The organism is Frateuria flava (assembly GCF_017837635.1).
GTDB lineage: Bacteria > Pseudomonadota > Gammaproteobacteria > Xanthomonadales > Rhodanobacteraceae > Frateuria_A > Frateuria_A flava.
Genome location: NZ_JAGJRS010000021.1, coordinates 157,044 through 175,348, shown reverse-complemented (window position 1 = coordinate 175,348; position 18,305 = coordinate 157,044). Strand labels below are relative to the sequence as shown.

The window sequence follows — 18,305 nt, the reverse complement described above, 5'->3', positions numbered from 1 at the left end:
GTTGACATTCCGTTAGTAGCGACGCTACGTTCGGCAAGCGAATCGTCGCGGTACTGTGATTTGCAGGTAAACGAAGAAGCGCTGGGGCGTGTCCGATCAGTGGTATGTCGGGACAGGAAGCGTTTGTCGTTGGTGTCGGTACGCTGGCCTCGAAAGCTCGCGCCCGGCTTTTTACAAGACTCGTCTATGGGTCGATCTGGGGAGATTTTTGAATGAACAAGGGTTACATGCTGCGTGGGGCTCAGCCCCGTCGCACTGCCCTGACGCTGGCTTTGGCCATGGGTCTGGGCTTCACTGGTGTGGCCTTCGGCCAGGCCACAACCGGCAGCATCTTCGGCACGGCTCCGGCCGCTGCCGGCGAGACTGTCATGGTGCAGAGCACGAACGGCACCACCCGCGAAGTCGCGGTTGACGCGGACGGCCGCTTCGTCGTCAACGGCCTCCCGGTCGGCCGCTACACGGTCACCCTGCGCAAGGACGGTGAGGTCCTCGCGACCCAGGACAACGTCGGCATCGCCGTGGGCGGTGGTACGTCCGTCTCCTTCAGCACTGCCAATGCAGAAAACGCGCAGAACCTGGGCGCGGTCCAGGTGGTCGCCAGCGCGCTGCCCGCCATCGACGTCACCAGCGTCAACTCCAGCACCATCATCACTGCCGCCGACCTGCAGAAGCTGCCGGTGGGCCGTAGCGCCGAATCGATCGCGCTGCTTGCTCCTGGCGCGGTCAAGGGCAGTGGCTTCTTTGGCAATGCCGTGTCGTTCGGTGGCGCTGGCGTTACCGAGAACGCGTACTACGTCAACGGCTACAACACCGGTGAGCCTTACCGCAACACGGGCGGCTTCTCCCTGCCGTACGGTTCGATCGACCAGCAGCAGACCTTCACCGGCGGCTACGACGCCAAGTACGGTCGCTCCGATGGCGGCGTGATCAACCAGATCGGTAAGCGTGGCACCAACGAATGGCACTTCGGTGGCCAGATCGCCTGGGCGCCGCGTTTCCTTGCCGAAGGTGGCAAGAACGTCTATTACCCGACCTTCGGCGAGCTTCCGGCGGGCTATGCGGTTGAGAACCCCGAGCTGGAAGGCACGCTGTACCGCTACAAGCAGAAGAACAAGAGCTGGGAAACGATCTACTCCGCTTACGTCGGCGGTCCGCTGATCAAGGACAAGCTGTACTTGTTCGTGTCGGCCGAGACCAACAAGACGAAGGGACGCAATATCCAGTCCATCGGTGGTAACGACGTTTACTACAGCAACCACGAGACGCACTTCTACGGCAAGTTGGACTGGAACATCGACGAGAACAACGTCTTCGAGCTGACCGGTCTGAAGAGCGAGGAGAGCACGGGCAGCGGTGCGGCGTACGATTTCGACTACGACACGCTGACCTCCGGGCCCTTCTCCTACGTCAACGACGTGAACAAGGACGAGGCCCAGTTCCTGATCGGCAAGTACACCAGCTACATCGGTGACAACGCCACGCTGAGCGTCACCTACGGTAAGGGCGACTTCAAGAACCCGGTCGTCTACGGAAACAAGAGCGAACTTCCGGCGATTTCGGGCTCGGCCAACCAGAACCCGGCGTACGGTGGCCCGTTCGTCACCAACGACCAGAGCGGCTTCTACGTGTATTCGCCGGATGCGGCCAATCACACCGACGGCCTGCGCGTCGACTTCGATTACCGCCTGGGTGACCACGACCTGTCCGTCGGTATCGACAACATGCAGTACACGGCCAAGAACCAGGGCCAGACCATGTCCGGCCCGGGCTACGCCTGGATCTACTCGCATGCGGCCAATCCCTCCAGGAACATCAGCACGACGCTGAACGTCGGCGCCCCGGGTGGTGAGGGTTACTACGTCGCCAGGTACATCTTCAGCGTCCAGACCAGCATGACGATGGACCAGAAGGCGTACTACCTGCAGGACGTGTGGAACGTCACCGACAACCTGCAGCTGAACATCGGCGTCCGTAACGACCACTTCACCAACTACAACGACCTCGGCATTGCCTTCGTCGACGAAAAGAACCAGTGGGAGCCGCGTCTGGGCGCCAGCTGGGACGTCAACGGCGACTCGAGCTTCAAGGTCTACGGCAACGCCGGCCGCTACTACCTCGCGCTGCCGAACAACGTCGCCGAGCGCGCGGCCAACCGCTCGACCTTCACCCGCCAGTACTACACCTATGGCGGTATGGATTCGAACGGTATCCCGCTGAACCTCACGCCGGTTCCCTCGGCTGACGGCAATCCGGCCGGCCCGGGCCCCGTGTCCTCGAACTTCGAGACCGGCGATCCCAAGGACGCCCGTCAGGTTTCGGCACTCGACCTGAAGGCTCAGTACCAGGATGAATACATCCTGGGCTTCGACAAGACGCTGGGTGCGGACTGGGTCTACGGCGCGAAGGTGACCTACCGCGAACTGAAGACCGCGATCGACGACGAGTGCGATCCGTTCGGCAGCCTCGTGCCCAAGCTCGAGTCGATGGGCCTGAACCCGGACGACTATTACGGTGCGCTGGTCAACCCGTACTGCCGTCTGTTCAACCCGGGTGGCACCAACACGTTCGCGCTCAAGAGCGACGTCGATGGCACCTACACCAATGTGACCATGACGGGCGCCGATTGGGGCTACGACTACAAGGCCAAGCGCACCTACAAGGGCGTGAACCTGTACCTCGAGCATCCGTTCGATGGCAAGTGGCAGGGTCGCATCGACTACACCTGGTCGAAGAACGAAGGCAACACGGAAGGCCAGGTGCGTTCGGACTTTGGCCAGGGCGACGTCTCCAAGACCGAGAACTGGGATTCGTGGCAGCTGATGCAGTACGGCAACGGCTACCTGTCGAACGACCGTCGCCATCAGATCCGCATCCGCGGTGCGTACCAGTTCACGCCTGAGTGGCTGGTGTCGGGCGTCCTGCTGGCGCAGTCGGGTACGCCGAAGGAGTGCCTTGGCTTCTACGGCCCGAACGAAGAGGATCCGACCGGTTACGGTTCGGACTACCACTTCTGCTTCGGCCAGCCGTCCAGGCTCGGCGACACGGGCTTCACGCCGTGGACCAAGAAGCTGAACCTCAGTGTGCGCTACACCCCCTCGTTCGCAGACGGCAAGCTCGCTCTGCAGCTGGAGGTGTACAACGTGCTGAACGAGCAGAAGCCGTTGCAGCTTGACCCGCGCTCGGAGAGCCGCTCGTCCGTCTTCACGGTGTCCAACACCTACGGTCAGGGCCTCTACTTCGATCCGCCGCGGTACATGCGTCTGTCGGTGTCTTACGACTTCTGATCAGGCCAGTAAGCGAATCCGCAGTTAGATTCGCCAAGGCGCCACCTGAAAAGGTGGCGCCTTTTTTTTCCTTTCGCGTTCGGCAACGCGATGCGGTCGGCACCGACAGAAGCTTTCGACGGCAGGCCCTGCCGCGGGTGATATTCGCCCAAAGACCCATCCTTTTTTGGACGGGCAATACTGCCCGGAGCCGCCAGCCCGGCCGGCGCGCGCTCAACGGAACGGCTCCGGAGCCGGACGCAGGCGCCTTCGATAATGGACAATCCCGCTTCGATGAACACACCCAATCTTTCGATGGCACAGGATCGGCGACGCCGTCGTGCCCAGCAGTACATGGACGCGCAGCAATGGGCTGCCGCGCAGGCGACGCTGGAGTCACTCGTACAGTTGGCACCGCATGATGCGTGGGCGCGCATGGGGCTGGCCAACGTCATGTTCAGGCAGGGGCAGCTGCGTGCCCCGACCGAGCAGCTGATGCATGTCGCCAAGACACCACCGGATGATGTCGGCACGATGATCGAGCTCGTGCGTGGCTTGTTCACCGGCGGAGCGACGCTGGCCGCCCGCGCCTGCCTTTCACGCTTCACTGCGATTGGCGAACAACCCGCCCAGGTGCTCGCGGAGCAATCGAGGCTCTGGTGGATGCTTGGCGAAATCGACCCGGCGAGGAGCCTGATCGAGCGCGCCATCGCCGAGGGCGCGGACGAGCCGGACGCCCATCTTCAGCACGCCATGATGCTGCAGTACAGCGGCGAGCTGGTTGCCGCCAGGGAGGTGCTGGAGGCTTGCCTGCGCCGATGGCCGCTGTTCGGAGGCGCTGCCATGGCGCTGGCGAATGTGCAGAAGCAGACGCCCGAAACGCAACATCTCGATTTCCTGCACGCGCAGTTGGCTCGCATCCCCGTCGGTAGCCGTCATCGTGGCGACAATCTTGTCAGGGCGGAATTCGAGGCTGCGCTCTTCAAGGAGCTGGACGATCTGGGACGTTACGACGAGGCGTGGCCCGCCCTGGCGCGCAGCAATGGGTTGATGCAGGCGCTCAATCCCTACGATGCCGCCGCGGAAGAGGCGCTTACCCAGGCGCTCATCAGCGCACCCGCCGCTGTTGCGCCGGCCGCGAGCGCCGTGGGGCACGCAGAGGGCCCAATGCCGGTTTTTATCGTCGGCCTACCGCGATCGGGCACGACGTTGCTGGAACGCATGCTCTCAAATCATTCTCGCGTGGCTTCAGCGGGCGAGATCAATGATTTCCAACGTCAGTTTCTCTGGGCCGCCGATGTCGCGCCGGGAGGTGCACGGGCGCTTGCAAAGGCGGTCGAGCGCGTGGGCAGGATCGATTTCGCGGACCTGGGCGCGCGCTACCTCAAGCAGACCCAATGGCGAGCGGAGGGACGCCCGTATTACGCCGACAAGTTGCCGTCCAACATACAGATGGTGCCCTTCATCCGGCGCGCGCTTCCGCATGCGCGCATCCTGCACATCGTGCGTGAGCCGATGGATGTTTGCTTCTCCAATCTCAAGGCCATGTTCGGCAGCGTCTCGGCCTATAGCTACGATATCGACGCCATGGCCCACTACTACGCCCAGTATGCGCGCCAGGCAGACCGGTGGCGGACGGCCTTGCCCGAAGCCATGCTGGATGTTTCGTATGCCGCGCTGGTGCAGCAGCCGGAGGTTATCCTTCGCCAGGTTCTTGACTATTGCGGCCTCGAACTCGAACCGGGCTGCTTGTCTCCGGAACGGAACGCGACGCCTGTTGCAACGCCCAGCAGCGTGCAGGTGCGCGAACCGGTCCACACTCGCGCGGTTGGCCAATGGCGCAACTACGCCACCCAGCTTTCCGGTCTGCAGAGTGCGCTTGACCGCCATTTGCACGCCATGCGGTTTCGCAAGTAACCATCAGCCGAAACGAGCCCATGCGGCGCGCCTCCCATGGCATGCACGCGCTTCGTGCATGCCACGACGTCGAAAGAGCGCATACCGCGTATCGCAGCCGGCGGCACGCCGCCATGCTGGGATAAGGCGGCAGACACATTTGTCGAACCCCATGGCGTTGAGTAGCCTTCTCCTCATGACAGAAAACAGCACGGCGGCAATCACGGAACTCAGGCGCCAGGCCCAATTCCACATGGACGCCGAGCAATGGGACGCGGCAAGAGCGGCATTGGAATCCTTGCTGCAGCGCACCCCGGGCGACGTGCCCACACGTATCCAGATGGCCAGCGTTCTGCTTCGGCAGGGCCGGTTGCAGGCGGCAAGCCGACAACTGCTGGATGCCGTGCCCTTGCTGCCCAACCATGTTCCCCTCATCGCGCAATTGACGGTTCGCCTGCTGATGCTTGGCGAAGTGGAGGCGGCGCGCGCCTGCCTGGATCACCTGGCCCGCGCCCCCCATCCGCCGGCGTCGGTTCTCGCCGAGCAGGCGCACCTGCACTGGATGATCGGGGACGTATCGAGCGCAACCTCCCTGATGGGAAGAGCGGTCGCCGCAGGGGTGGACCGGGCTGACGACCGGTATCTCCATGCCATGCTGTTGCGTTGCTCGGGAAAGTTGGTCGACGCGGAGGGGATTCTGGCCAGTTGCCTCCAGCGCTGGCCCGACCTGGGCGACGCCGCCGTCATGCTGGTGAACCTGCGCAAGCAGACGTCCGCAGCCAATCACCTGGATCTGTTGCGTGGTTGCCTCGACCGGCTTCCAGCGCCCGATGGGGCGCGCGCGAGTTACGTTCGCGCGCAATTCGAATCAGCCGTATTCAAGGTGCTTGACGATCTGGGGTCTCACGACGAGGCGTGGGCTGCGCTGGAGCGCAGCAATGCGCTCATGCACAAACTCAATCCCTACAATGAGTCGGGCGAAGTGGCGGCGATCGATGCGCTCATCAAGGCTTCGCGCGAACTGACGAATCGCCCAGCGGCGCTGCGGCCACCGGCCGGTCCCACACCCATTTTCATCGTAGGGATGCCGCGATCGGGAACGACGCTGCTCAACCAGATGCTCGCGGCCCATTCGCAGGTGACCTCCGCGGGTGAGATCAACGATTTCCCGAGCCAGCTCCGGTGGATGACCGATGCTCCTCCGGCAGGCGTGCAGGGTCTCCTGCGGATGATCGAAGGAGCGGTCGATATCGACTTTGCGGAACTTGGTGCGCGCTATATCCGCCAGACAGCCTGGCGCGCGCGCGGCCGCCAGTTCTACATCGACAAGCTGCCCATCAACGTGCGCATGGTGCCGTTCATCCGCCGCGCGTTGCCGCACGCGCCCATCCTGCACATGGTGCGTGACCCCATGGATGTGTGTTTCTCCAACCTCAAGGTCATGTTTGGCAATGCGTCGGCCTATTGCTACGAGCAGCAAGCGCTGGCGCATTACTACAAACAGTACTCGCGGCTTACCGATCATTGGCGCGCTGCATTGCCGGGCGTCATGCTCGATGTGTCCTACGCCGCACTCGTCACTGAACCTCGAAAGACGCTTGACCGGGTGCTGGTCCATTGTGGTCTGGATCCGGAGGAAGGATGCCTTCATCCGGAGCGCAATACGGACCCGGTAGCCACGCAGAGCAGCGCGCAGGTACGCGAGCCCATTCACTCCCGTTCCATGGGAGAGTGGCAGCACTACGCAAAATATCTGGGGCCTTTGCAGCGGGCGCTTGCTTAAGTACGCAGGCAACGGCGGCATCGACAATGGCTTTGGCGTCGGGGGTTGAAAGCGTGCCAGTGGGGGCGATGGCGGTTGCGCATGCGGGGTCGACGGATAGACCGCGGACGCAGCCGGAGCCGGGCGCCAAGAACGGAAAGAAAGTCCCGCGTTGCGCAGCCAATCGATTTTCAGCGCGGCCAATCTCACGCCACCGTTGGCCGCCCTTGTACACGGAGAAAAAACCGCTGCCGCATGCGGTCAGATCTTCGTTCGTTAAAAATGACAGGCGATCACGTCCGGCCAGAACGGTTGGGCTACGCATCGCTTAACTCATTTATAAAATGCGATTGCCCTTCCGAATCAAAAAATCCCCTAGCAACGGGGACTTACTTCACGATCTCTCCACAAATATAACCATCTCATGAACAGTGAGATGATTAAAAAAAAGTTGACACTCCATCTCGGGCAGAGCTAGCTTCAGGCCGCAGCCGAATGTTGGCTGCGGCCTAAAACCCGCTGGGGTGCCGACACCTGTCGCAGCGATGTCGGTTTGGAGCATGGGTTTGGCCTTTCTTCTGCCAGGACTTTCATGGCCCGGCTGACTGCCGCTTTGGGGAGATTGCTAAATGAACAAGCTTCATAAACTGCATGGGGCATTGCCACGCCCGACCGCGTTGACCGTGGCCCTGGCCCTGGGATTGGGTCTGACCGGCCTCGCGCACGGCCAGTCCACTACCGGCACCATCTTCGGTACCGCTCCGGTCGCCGCCGGCGAGACCGTCGTCGTCCAAGGCGCCGGAGGCGCTACCCGTGAAGTAGCGGTGGATGCGAGCGGGCGCTATTCGGTCACCGTGCCGGTGGGTCGCTACACGGTCACCCTGCGCAAGGATGGCCAGGTACTCGCTACGCAGGAAAACGTGGGCGTTTCGCCAGGCGCCGGCACCCAGGTGCCGTTTGCGGCCGCGACCGCGGACAATGCGCAGAACCTCGGCACCGTGCAGGTGGTCGCCAGCGCGTTGCCCGCCATCGACGTCACCAGCGTCAACTCCAGCACGATCATCACCGCAGCCGACCTGCAGAAGCTGCCGGTGACCCGTAGCGCCGAGGCCATCGCGCTGCTCGCTCCGGGAACCGTGAAGGGCAGCAGCTACTTTGCCAACGCCGTGGCCTTCGGTGGTTCGAGCGTCTCCGAAAACGCTTACTACGTGAACGGCTACAACACCGGCGAGCCATACCGCAACATCGGCGGCTTCCAGCTCCCCTATGGCGCGATCGACCAGCAGGAAACCCTCACCGGCGGCTACGACGCCAAGTACGGTCGTTCCGACGGCGGCGTGATCAACCAGATCGGCAAGCGAGGCACCAACGAATGGCACTTTGGTGGCCAGGTCGTGTGGGAACCGAAGTACCTGCAGGCCAGCCCGCGCAACCGTTACTACGCCAGTGGCGCGCTGCCGCCGCCGACGGGCGCCCTCGAGTACCAGTGGGCGGATCCGGACCTGGTGGGTGCGCTGCATCAGTACCGCAGTGACAACAAACAATGGGAAACGGTCTATTCGGCCTACTTGGGCGGTCCGCTGATCAAGGACAAGCTGTTCATGTTCCTGGCCGCCGAAACCACCAAGACCGGTTACACCACGGTCGGTACCGACACCACCGAGCGCGTCTCCTACAACCGCGACAAGAACACCAAGTTCTACGGCAAGCTGGACTGGAACATTACCGACAACAATGTTCTTGAGCTGACCGCGCTGAAGAACAACCAGACCACCGGCACCGGCTCGACCTACTACTTCGACTACGCCACGCTAAGCCCGGGTGCGTTCGCCGCGCCCAACGACATCACCAAGGACAATGCCGACTTCTACATCGGCCACTTCACCAGCTACATCACCGACAATGCGACGCTGAGCATCGTCTACGGCAAGGCCGACTTCAAGAATCCGAACATCTACGGCAACCGCAGCGAACTGCCGTTCATCTCCAACCCGCAGTACCAGGACCCGACCAAGGTTCCCGCGGGTACCCCGGCGACCGGCATCAGCAACAGCCAGACCAACAGCAGTTGGCTTTCCAGTGACGCCACCAACGGTACCCATGGTCTGCGCGTCGACTTCGATTACCGCCTGGGTGACCACGACCTGGCCGTCGGTATCGACAACATGCATTACGAGGCCACGAACCAGGGCCAGTCGCAGATCAACCCGTTCAATCCGGCGATCGACTACTTCTGGTCCTACCGCTCCAATGGCACGGTGCGCCAGTACAAGATCGGCTGGCAGACCAGCATGTCGATGGATCAGAAGGCGTGGTACATCCAGGATACCTGGCAGGTCTCGCCCAACGTCCTGCTGAAGGTCGGTCTGCGCAACGACCACTTCACCAATTACAACGATCGCGGCGATGCCTTCGTCGACATGAAGAACCAGTGGGAGCCGCGCATCGGCGTCAGCTGGGACGTCAACGGCGACTCCTCGTTCAAGGTCTACGGCAACGTGGGCCGCTACTATCTCGCGCTGCCGGACAACGCCGCCGAACGTGCGGCCAACATATCGACGTACACCTGGCAGACCTACGACTACACCAGTGTGGATGCCAACGGCATTCCGCAGGGCCTGACCCCCGTCGGCGGCCTGGTCTCCCCCGATGGCGAGTTCGGCCTGCCGAAGGATCCGGAGCAGGTCACTGCGCGCAACCTCAAGCCCGAGTACCTGGACGAGTTCATCGTCGGCTTTGACAAGCAGCTCAACGACAACTGGAACTACGGCGCGAAGGCCATGTGGCGTGATCTGAAGACCGCCATCGACGACGAGTGCAGCCCGTACCGCATTGCCGGAAAGATGGGCATCGCGCCGGGCGGCGAGTACACCTACGACAACTATCTCGCCATCGTGAACAGCGGCTACTACAACTCGCTGCTCGGTCCTGCGTACTGCCGCCTGATCAACCCGGGCCAGACCAACACCATGTTGATCCGGGCGGACGAAGGCAGCGGCCTGCCCGACCAGCTGGTGTCGATGACCCAGGAGGACTGGGGCTTCACCCAGGGTGTCAAGCGCAAGACCGGTTCGTTGAACCTGTACCTGGAGCATCCGTTCGACGGCAAGTGGCAGGCTCGCGTCGACTACACCTACTCGCGTGGCTTCGGCAACACCGAAGGCCAGGTGCGTTCGGACTTCGGTCAGGGCGACGTGTCCAAGACCGAGGACTGGGATGCCTGGCAGTTGATGGATGGCCAGAACGGCGAGCTGTTCAACGTGCGCAAGCATCAGCTCCGCATCCGTGGCGCCTACTCGTTCACGCCGGAATGGCTGGTCTCCGGAACCGCCCTGATCCAGTCGGGCGTGGCCGAGTCGTGCCTGGGCTACTACGGCCCGACCGCCGACCAGGACCCGACAGCCTACGGTCCGGATTACCACTGGTGCGGTGGCCGCAAGTCGCCGCCGGGTGAAACGCACACGCCGTGGACCAAGCAGATCAACGTCGGCATGCAGTACATGCCCGCCTTCGCCGATCACAAGCTTGCCTTCAAACTGGACGTCTTCAACCTGCTCAACGAGCAGCGCGCGACGCAGACCTACCCGACCCGGGATACGGATCCGGGCTTCATCGACAACCAGTTCCACACGCCGGTGACGTTCGAGCCGCCCCGCTACGTGCGCCTGTCGGTGAGCTACGACTATTGATAGATAGCGGTTGATCCAACCCCAGAGCCACCGGTCGCAAGACCGGTGGCATTTTTTTTTCACCCCGAGCCGCGTTGCCGTGCCATTGGCAGCGATGTGCTTGCGCTTCGTCCAAGGCCCGGGCGGCTTCGGTGCCTGGCCAGCGCAGGTGAAGAGGGGTGCCTTTGCGGACGGATGTCCGCCGTACATGCCTGGCGCAACTCAAGGCAGGCGCGGCATCCGCAGCCATGCCGGCTCTATCAGTGGCGTGCCTCTCGCTGCGTCGGAGAACGACCAAACGTAGACGGCCGGTGGTAGGCAACCGCAAGGGCACACGCTCGGCGCGCCAGGGCCGGCGAGCCGGAGCCTACGGTCAGCGCGGCCCGGCAAGCGCCTCGCGCAGCGGCTCCAGCTGGCTTTCATAGTGACGCCAGGCGCCCAGCCCCCGCGTATGGATGGACTCGCGGACCTGAGGTGTGCTTCGCGTGGCCACTGGCGCGGCGTTGCTTTCCGGACGCAGGCAGGCTTCTTCGACCTCAAGCCCGCAATGGGCGAGCACGCGTGGAATGGTCGCGGCCGAATCAAGCACCAGTTGGTCGTAATGGACATCCAGCATGGCGCCGGGCAAGGCCTTGTGCCAATGGCTGACCAGCCGGGCGTATTGCCCGTAGTAGTGCGCCATCGCGCCAAGCTCATACGTGTGCGGCGAAATGTTGCCGAACATGGCCTTGAAGTTGGAGAAGCAGGTGTCCATCGGATCGCGGACCATGTGCAGGATCGGCGCATGCGGCAACGCGCGGCGGATGAACGCTATCAACTGGATGTTGCCGGGCAGCTTGTCGACATAATACGGTCGGCCTTCCGCTCGCCACTGCGTCTGCCGCAGGTAGCGCAGCCCCAACTGGTGGAAGTCGATCTGGCGGACTCGGCCGGTGACGCGGAGCAACCCGTCGGCCTGGTCCGGAATGACATCGGCCATCCAGTGCAATTGCCGCCAGAAGTCGCCGATCTCGCCTGCCGACGCCACCCTGGAATGGCTCGACAGGATGCGGTCGAGCAGCGTGGTGCCTGAACGCGGCATGCCGACGATGAAGATAGGGATGGGCCCCTCGAAAGCCGGGGCTTGAGCGGCTGCCGTGTCCGGTTCCACCGGCAGGTCGACGAGTGCGTCCGTCAAGGCTTCCTGCACCGAAGGACGATAGGGATTCAGGTGGGACATCAGCGTGTTGCAGCGCGACAGCGCCAGCCACGCCTCGTCGTAACGGCCCAGATCGTCCAGCGTCTTGAAGAGGGCATATTCGAACTCGGCCCGCGCGAACGCCTGGTCCGGGTCCGCGGGCTGTTCCGGCAGGCGCTCGAGTTGCTCGCGCAGCCGGGGCAGGTGATTGGCCTCGGGAGTCTGCTTGCGCATATCGACCAGGGCGGGCGCCGCATCGCCGAAATCAGGCCAGCGCTCCAGCGCTTGTTCCAGGATGTCGCAGGCCTCGGCCATGCGCCCGTTGAATTGCAGCAACATGCCATACAGACGCGCCGCTTCGGGTGTTTCCACGCCTGCGCTTACTGCTTTTTCGGCCAGCTGGAGTGCCTCCCGGAACTCGCCGATCATGAACCGCATCTTCGCTTGCGCCAACACGACGTGGGCGGGCGGATCGGGGGCCTGCGTCAGCAGATCCAGGCAGGCGCGGGCCGCCACGATCTCTCCCCGGCCGACCAGTCGCTGGATCAGGGCGACGATCAAGGGTGCATCTTTCGGCAGGCGATTCAGCGCTCGTAGCAGGGGCAAGGTCGAGGCCTGCAGATGACCTTGCTGATAGAGCAGGTCCGCCAGCTGGAGACTGCATGCCAGATCATTCGGGGCGTGCCCGAGGATCGTCTCCAGCGTCGCCTGCGCGGCAGGCCACTGCTCCTGCTCCAGGTAGGTTCGGACGCGCTCGCGCAACGTGTCGAGCGATACGGAATGGCCAGTGGTCGTCATGGCTCGATCGTACCCTTTGGAGCGGCTGCGCGTACCGCCCAGATGCCGCTAGTCCGTATGCAGCTCGGCCACGAAGTCGTAGATGTCGCCGCGATACCACGAGCTTGTGAATTCCACCACGCGCCCGTCGTCGAGGAAGCTGCGCCGCTCGATGCTCAGCCCGGCACTGCCGGTGGCCACGTGCAGCAGGCGGGCGTGCTGGGCGCTCAGCGACACCGCGCGCAGGCGCTGCAGTGCGCGGCGCGGGCGGGCGTTGCGTTGTTCCAGCGCCTCGTAGAGCGAATCGCGCACGGCCATCGGATCGGGCAGCACACTGGCGGGCACCACGCTGCGCTCGATCGCCAGCGGCTCGTCGCCGGCGTAGCGCACGCGGTGCAGGCGTACCACGGCCGCGCCGGGCGAGAGGTTCATCGCCATCGCCTCTTCCGGCGTCACCTCGCCGATGCCGCGCTCGAAGAATTCCGAGCGGGGGTTCAGGCCGCGCGCGCGCAGGTCCTCGGTGAAGCTGGTCAGCCGCGACATCGGCTTGACGATGCGTTCGGCGACGAACGTGCCGGCGCCGTGGCGCTGGGTCAGCAGGCCTTCCTCGACCAGGCCCGCGATGGCCTTGCGCACGGTCACGCGCGAAAGGCCCAGCGCGTGCGACAGGTCGCGCTCACTGGGCAGTGCCTGGCCCGGTTCGATGTCGCGGTGTTCGACCACGGTGCGGATCGCCCGGCGCAGCCGCAGGTAAGCCAGCGGCTGGCGCGTATCGGGGCTTTCGCAGAGGCGGCGGTATTCGGCGGCGAGCGCGGTCTCCATGGCGGAACCATACCAATCTCACACCATTTGCGGCAAGCCGCCATGAAAACGTATGCATGACCTGCACGCCTGGCTGCGTAATCTGGTATTTCACTGGTACCATCCTCGGCGCCCAGGCGGGATGGCCCATTCCGTCTGCCCAACACGCAATCGAGGTGAACCGTGACGGTTTCTCCCCCGCACGTCGACCCGTTCGACCTGGTGATTTTCGGCGGCACCGGCGACCTGGCCCTGCGCAAACTGCTGCCGGCGCTGTTCCACCGTTTCGTCGACGGCCAGGTGCCCGCGGCCAGCCGGATCATCGGCGTGGCGCGCGAAGGCCTGGACGATGCCGGCTACCGCGGCCTGGTACGCGACGTGCTCGCCGATGGCGGCGGCGCGAGCGAGCAGATCGACGCGTTCCTGCCACAGCTTTATTACCTGCCGCTGGATGCACGCAAGGACGAGGGCTGGGACACGTTCGCTGCGCTGGTGAACGAGCAGCCCGAGCACATCCGCGTGTTCTACCTCTCCACCTCGCCGGAGCTGTTCGTCGACATCTGCAACCGGCTCGGCGCCAACGGCCTCAACGGGCCGAACTCGCGCGTGGTGCTGGAGAAGCCGATCGGCCGCGACCTGGCCAGCGCGATGGGCATCATCGAGGCGGTCGGGCGCGTGTTCTCCGAGGCGCAGACCTTCCGCATCGACCACTACCTGGGCAAGGAAACGGTGCAGAACCTGCTGGCGCTGCGCTTCGGCAACGCCCTGTTCGAGCCTTTGTGGAACGCCGGCCACATCGACCACGTGCAGATCACCGTGGCCGAGACGCTCGGCTTGGGCCGCCGCGCCGGCTACTACGACCGCGCCGGCGCGCTGCGCGACATGGTGCAGAACCACATGCTGCAACTGCTGTGCATGGTGGCGATGGAGCCGCCGGCCTCGCTCTCGCCCGATGCCGTGCGCGACGAGAAGCTCAAGGTGCTGCATGCGCTCAAACCGATCGACATGCGCAACAGCGCACAGCTGACCGTGCGCGGCCAGTACAAGGCCGGCGCCATCGACGGCGAGCGCGTACCCGGTTACCTGGAGGAACTGGACGACGGCCAGTCCAGCACCGAAACCTTCGTCGCGCTGAAGGCGGAAATCGCCAACTGGCGCTGGGCCGGCGTGCCGTTCTACCTGCGCACCGGCAAGCGGCTGTCCGCGCGGTTGTCGGAGATCGTGGTCGCGTTCAAGTCGGTGCCGCACTCGATCTTCGATGCCACCGCCGGCCCGCTGGCGCAGAACCGGCTGGTGCTGCGGCTGCAGCCGGACGAGGGCGTCAAGCTGTGGCTGACCATCAAGCACCCGGGCCCGGGCGGCCTGCGCCTGCGCCACGTGCCGCTGGACATGAGCTTTGCGGAGGCCTTCGGCGTGCAGCAGCCCGATGCCTACGAGCGCCTGTTGCTGGACGTGGTGCGCGGCAATCCCACGCTGTTCATGCGCCGCGACGAAGTCGAGGCCGCCTGGCGCTGGATCGACCCGATCCTGGCCGCCTGGGGAGGCGCCGGCGAGCTGCCGCGGCCCTATGCGGCCGGCAGCTGGGGGCCGAGCGCGGCGGTCGCGCTGATCGAGCGCGACGGTCGTACCTGGAACGAGGACAGCGAGTAGCGCGGTGCTTCACCGGATGCCCGCAACCGGCTGCCGACACTGTCGGACCCCTTCCACGCCCGTGCGCCCATGACGACCTCGATCAACGTCACCACCCACAGCTTCGCCGACGGCCACGCGCTCGCCCTGGCCCTGGCCGAGCGCGTCGCCGACCGCCTGCGCGCGGGCCTGCTCGAGCGCGACTTCGCCCTGCTGGCCGTCTCCGGTGGACGCACGCCGCTGCGCTTCTTCGAGCTGCTGTCGCAGGCGACGCTGGACTGGTCGCGGGTGCAGGTCACCCTGGTCGACGAGCGCTGGGTGGACGAAAGCCATCCGCGCTCCAACGCGCGCCTGGTGCGTGGGCACCTGCTGCAGAACCAGGCGGCCGCGGCGTCGTTCGTGCCGTTGTACACGGGCGCGGCCACACCGGAGGAAGGCCAGGCCGAAGCCGGCCGGCGCATCCACGCGCTGCCGCTGCCGTTCGACGCGGTGGTGCTCGGCATGGGTCCGGATGGCCACACGGCCTCGTTCTTCCCCGGGGGCGACCAGCTTGCCGCCGCGCTCGATCCGAACCAGCCCAGCGGCGTGTTGCCGATGCGCGCGCCCGGCGCCGGCGAACCGCGCATCACCCTGACCCTGCCCACCCTGCTCCAGACCCGCCACCTGTTCCTGCACATCGAAGGCGAGGACAAGCGCGACGTGCTGGCGCAGGCGCGGCTCGGCCTGGGCGAGGCCGCGCACTATCCGGTCCGCGTCGTGCTGGCGCGCTCGCCCGTGCCGGCCGACGTGTACTGGTGTCCCTGACCCTTGACTGCCGGAGCGAATCGACCGGCATGGAGTACCTGCAATGAGTTCGCAGCATCCTGTCGTCGCCGAAGTCACCGCGCGCCTCATCGAGCGCAGCCGCGACAGTCGCGCGGCCTACCTCGCGCGCATCGACGCGGCGGCCGGGGGTGACGGCCCGCACCGTGCGCAGTTGTCCTGCGGCAACCTCGCGCATGGCTTCGCCGGCTGCACCGGCACCGACAAGGCCGCGCTGCGCGAAGGGCGGGGCCCGAACCTCGGCATCGTCACCGCCTACAACGACATGCTCTCGGCGCACCGGCCCTACGAGCGCTACCCGGCGCTGATCCGCGAGCTGGCCCACCAGTTCGGCGCCACCGCGCAGGTGGCCGGCGGCGTGCCGGCGATGTGCGACGGCGTCACCCAGGGCCGTGCCGGCATGGAGCTGTCGCTGTTCTCGCGCGACGTGATCGCGATGGCCACCGCGGTGGCGTTGTCGCACGACATGTTCGACGGCGCGCTGTACCTGGGCATCTGCGACAAGATCGTGCCCGGCCTGCTGATCGGCGCGCTCAGCTTCGGCCACCTGCCGGGCGCGTTCGTGCCATCGGGACCGATGCCCAGCGGCATCCCCAACGAGCAGAAATCCAAGGTGCGCCAGGCCTATGCCGAGGGCAAGGCCACGCGCGAGGAGCTGCTGGAAGCCGAAGCGGCGTCCTACCACAGCCCCGGCACCTGCACCTTCTACGGCACCGCCAACTCCAACCAGATGCTGATGGAGATCATGGGCCTGCAGTTGCCGGGCTCGAGCTTCGTCGCCCCCGACACGCCGCTGCGCGATGCGCTCACCCGCGCCGCGGTGCAGGCGGTGGCCACGCACGCGGCGCCGGCCACGCGCCTGCCGCTGGGCCACATCGTCGACGAGCGGGCGATCGTCAACGGCGTGGTCGGCCTGCACGCCACCGGCGGCTCGACCAACCACCTGATGCACCTGGTGGCGATGGCGCGCGCGGCCGGCGTCATGCTGAGTTGGGACGACTTCGACGCGCTTTCTTCGGTGGTGCCGTTGCTGGCGCGCGTGTACCCCAACGGCTACGCTGACGTGAACCAGTTCCACGAGGCCGGCGGCATGGCCTTCCTGATCGACCAGCTGCTCGACGCCGGGCTGCTCAACCCCGACGTGAAGACGCTGGCCGGCAAGGGCCTGGCCGCCTACACCGTCGTGCCGGAGCTCGACGCGGCCGGCCAGTTGGCGTGGAAGCCGGTCGGCAAGCAGAGCGGCAACCGCGGCGTGCTGCGCAGTGCGGGCGAGCCGTTCCGCCCCGACGGCGGCCTGCGCCTGCTCGACGGCAACCTGGGACGGGCGGTGATCAAGGTCTCGGCCGTCCCCGACGATCGCCTGCTGATCGAAGCCCCGGCCGTGGTGTTCGACGACCAGGACGCGGTGCGCGCCGCCTTCGAACGCGGCGAACTCAATCGGGATTTCGTCGCGGTGGTGCGCTTCCAGGGCCCGCAGGCGATCGGCATGCCGGAACTGCACAAGCTCACGCCCACGCTGGCCGTGCTGCAGGATCGCGGCCACCGCATCGCGCTGGTCACCGACGGGCGCATGTCCGGCGCCTCCGGGCGCGTGCCGGCGGCGATCCACGTCACGCCGGAGGCCGCCGCCGGTGGGCCACTGGCGCGCGTGCGCGAGGGCGACATGATCCGGCTGGACTGTGCGAATGGACGTCTGGACGTCCTCGTCGATGCGAGCGAGTTCGCCACCCGCGCGCCCGACGCGGGCAGCCAGGCGGCGCACCAGGCCGGAACCGGCCGCGAACTCTTCGCCCTGTTCCGCGACCACGCCATGAACGCCGACCTCGGCGCCGGAGTGCTCTGATGAACCATGCCGACAGGCAGCAGGAAATCGAACGCACGATGCGCCGGGCGCCGGTGATCCCGGTGGTGGTGATCGAGGATGCGCGCGCCGCCGTGCCGATGGCGCGCGCGCTGGTCGCCGGTGGCGTGCCGGCGATCGAGGTGACCCTGCGCACTGCGGCGGCACTGGAGGCGGTCCGTGCGATCGCCGCGGAAGTCGAGGGCGCGGTGGTCGGCGTGGGCACGGTGCTGAGCGAAGCGGACCTGCGCGCGGCGTACGAGGCCGGTGCGCGCTTCGCCGTCTCGCCCGGCGCGACCTCGCGGTTGCTCGATGCCGCCTCGGACATCCCGCTGCCGCTGCTGCCCGGCGCGGCCACCGCCAGCGAGGCGATGGCGCTGCTGGAGCGCGGCTACCGGTACCTGAAGTTCTTCCCCGCCGTGCCCGCTGGCGGCGCCAAGCTGCTGGCGGCCTGGGCTGGACCGCTGCCGCAGCTGCGCTTCTGTCCAACCGGCGGCATCAGCGCCGCCACCGCCGGCGACTTCCTCGCCCTGCCCAACGTGCTGTGCGTGGGTGGGTCCTGGCTCACCCCCGCCGACAAGCTCGCGGCTGGTGACTGGGCCGGCATCGAAGCGCTGGCGCGCGCCGCGGCACGTCTGGGAGCCTGAAGGCCTACCGGCCATGCGTAGGG

At 65.6% G+C, this 18,305-nt stretch carries 10 protein-coding genes; 8 read left to right on the top strand and 2 right to left on the bottom strand.

The features are described from left to right. Positions 1 to 212: 212 nt before the first annotated feature. The 4 genes from J7I44_RS11210 to J7I44_RS11195 all read left to right on the top strand — a co-directional run bounded on the left by J7I44_RS11210 (position 213) and on the right by J7I44_RS11195 (position 10,610). A complete protein-coding gene (locus J7I44_RS11210) occupies positions 213 to 3,284 on the top strand; it encodes a TonB-dependent receptor (RefSeq protein ID WP_209620510.1) in 3,072 nt (1,023 codons plus the stop codon). Positions 3,285 to 3,539: 255 nt separating this feature from the next. Beyond that, a complete protein-coding gene (locus J7I44_RS11205) occupies positions 3,540 to 5,180 on the top strand; it encodes a tetratricopeptide repeat-containing sulfotransferase family protein (protein ID WP_209620508.1) in 1,641 nt (546 codons plus the stop codon). Between the two features lie 175 nt (positions 5,181 to 5,355). After that, positions 5,356 to 6,942, top strand: a complete 1,587-nt coding sequence (locus tag J7I44_RS11200) for a tetratricopeptide repeat-containing sulfotransferase family protein (RefSeq protein WP_209620505.1) — start codon at positions 5,356 to 5,358, stop codon at positions 6,940 to 6,942. Between the two features lie 608 nt (positions 6,943 to 7,550). Further along, a complete protein-coding gene (locus J7I44_RS11195; protein ID WP_209620502.1) occupies positions 7,551 to 10,610 on the top strand; it encodes a TonB-dependent receptor in 3,060 nt (1,019 codons plus the stop codon). A gap of 352 nt (positions 10,611 to 10,962) precedes the next feature. Here J7I44_RS11195 and J7I44_RS11190 read toward each other — a convergent pair whose 3' ends face one another. Beyond that, on the bottom strand, positions 10,963 to 12,564 hold the full coding sequence (locus J7I44_RS11190; RefSeq protein ID WP_209620498.1) for a tetratricopeptide repeat-containing sulfotransferase family protein: 1,602 nt from the start codon (positions 12,562 to 12,564) through the stop codon (positions 10,963 to 10,965). A 48-nt stretch (positions 12,565 to 12,612) separates the two neighbouring features. Continuing rightward, positions 12,613 to 13,365, bottom strand: coding sequence for a GntR family transcriptional regulator (locus J7I44_RS11185; protein WP_209620495.1), 753 nt, complete (start codon positions 13,363 to 13,365; stop codon positions 12,613 to 12,615). Positions 13,366 to 13,527: 162 nt separating this feature from the next. On the opposite strand from J7I44_RS11185, the gene zwf reads away from it, so the two are divergent. From zwf to eda, 4 genes are all read left to right on the top strand, one after another. Then, positions 13,528 to 14,994 (top strand): glucose-6-phosphate dehydrogenase, encoded by a 1,467-nt coding sequence (gene zwf / locus J7I44_RS11180; protein ID WP_209620492.1) that lies wholly within the window; start codon positions 13,528 to 13,530, stop codon positions 14,992 to 14,994. 69 nt (positions 14,995 to 15,063) lie between these two features. Continuing rightward, positions 15,064 to 15,777 (top strand): 6-phosphogluconolactonase, encoded by a 714-nt coding sequence (pgl, locus tag J7I44_RS11175; RefSeq protein WP_209620489.1) that lies wholly within the window; start codon positions 15,064 to 15,066, stop codon positions 15,775 to 15,777. 43 nt (positions 15,778 to 15,820) lie between these two features. Next, a complete protein-coding gene (gene edd / locus J7I44_RS11170) occupies positions 15,821 to 17,638 on the top strand; it encodes a phosphogluconate dehydratase (protein WP_209620486.1) in 1,818 nt (605 codons plus the stop codon). Continuing rightward, positions 17,638 to 18,282, top strand: a complete 645-nt coding sequence (gene eda, locus J7I44_RS11165) for a bifunctional 4-hydroxy-2-oxoglutarate aldolase/2-dehydro-3-deoxy-phosphogluconate aldolase (protein WP_209620482.1) — start codon at positions 17,638 to 17,640, stop codon at positions 18,280 to 18,282. Before edd ends, eda begins: the two co-directional genes overlap by 1 nt. Positions 18,283 to 18,305 lie beyond the last annotated feature (23 nt).

What these genes read in the sequence shown, in the direction of transcription:
- J7I44_RS11205 (WP_209620508.1), top strand. Translation starts at nt 3,540, where the DNA reads ATGGACAATCCCGCTTCGATGAACACACCCAATCTTTCGATGGCACAG.
- J7I44_RS11185 (WP_209620495.1), bottom strand. Translation starts at nt 13,365, where the DNA reads ATGGAGACCGCGCTCGCCGCCGAATACCGCCGCCTCTGCGAAAGCCCC.
- eda (WP_209620482.1), top strand. Translation starts at nt 17,638, where the DNA reads ATGAACCATGCCGACAGGCAGCAGGAAATCGAACGCACGATGCGCCGG.
- edd (WP_209620486.1), top strand. Translation starts at nt 15,821, where the DNA reads ATGAGTTCGCAGCATCCTGTCGTCGCCGAAGTCACCGCGCGCCTCATC.
- J7I44_RS11190 (WP_209620498.1), bottom strand. Translation starts at nt 12,564, where the DNA reads ATGACGACCACTGGCCATTCCGTATCGCTCGACACGTTGCGCGAGCGC.
- J7I44_RS11200 (WP_209620505.1), top strand. Translation starts at nt 5,356, where the DNA reads ATGACAGAAAACAGCACGGCGGCAATCACGGAACTCAGGCGCCAGGCC.
- J7I44_RS11195 (WP_209620502.1), top strand. Translation starts at nt 7,551, where the DNA reads ATGAACAAGCTTCATAAACTGCATGGGGCATTGCCACGCCCGACCGCG.
- pgl (WP_209620489.1), top strand. Translation starts at nt 15,064, where the DNA reads ATGACGACCTCGATCAACGTCACCACCCACAGCTTCGCCGACGGCCAC.
- J7I44_RS11210 (WP_209620510.1), top strand. Translation starts at nt 213, where the DNA reads ATGAACAAGGGTTACATGCTGCGTGGGGCTCAGCCCCGTCGCACTGCC.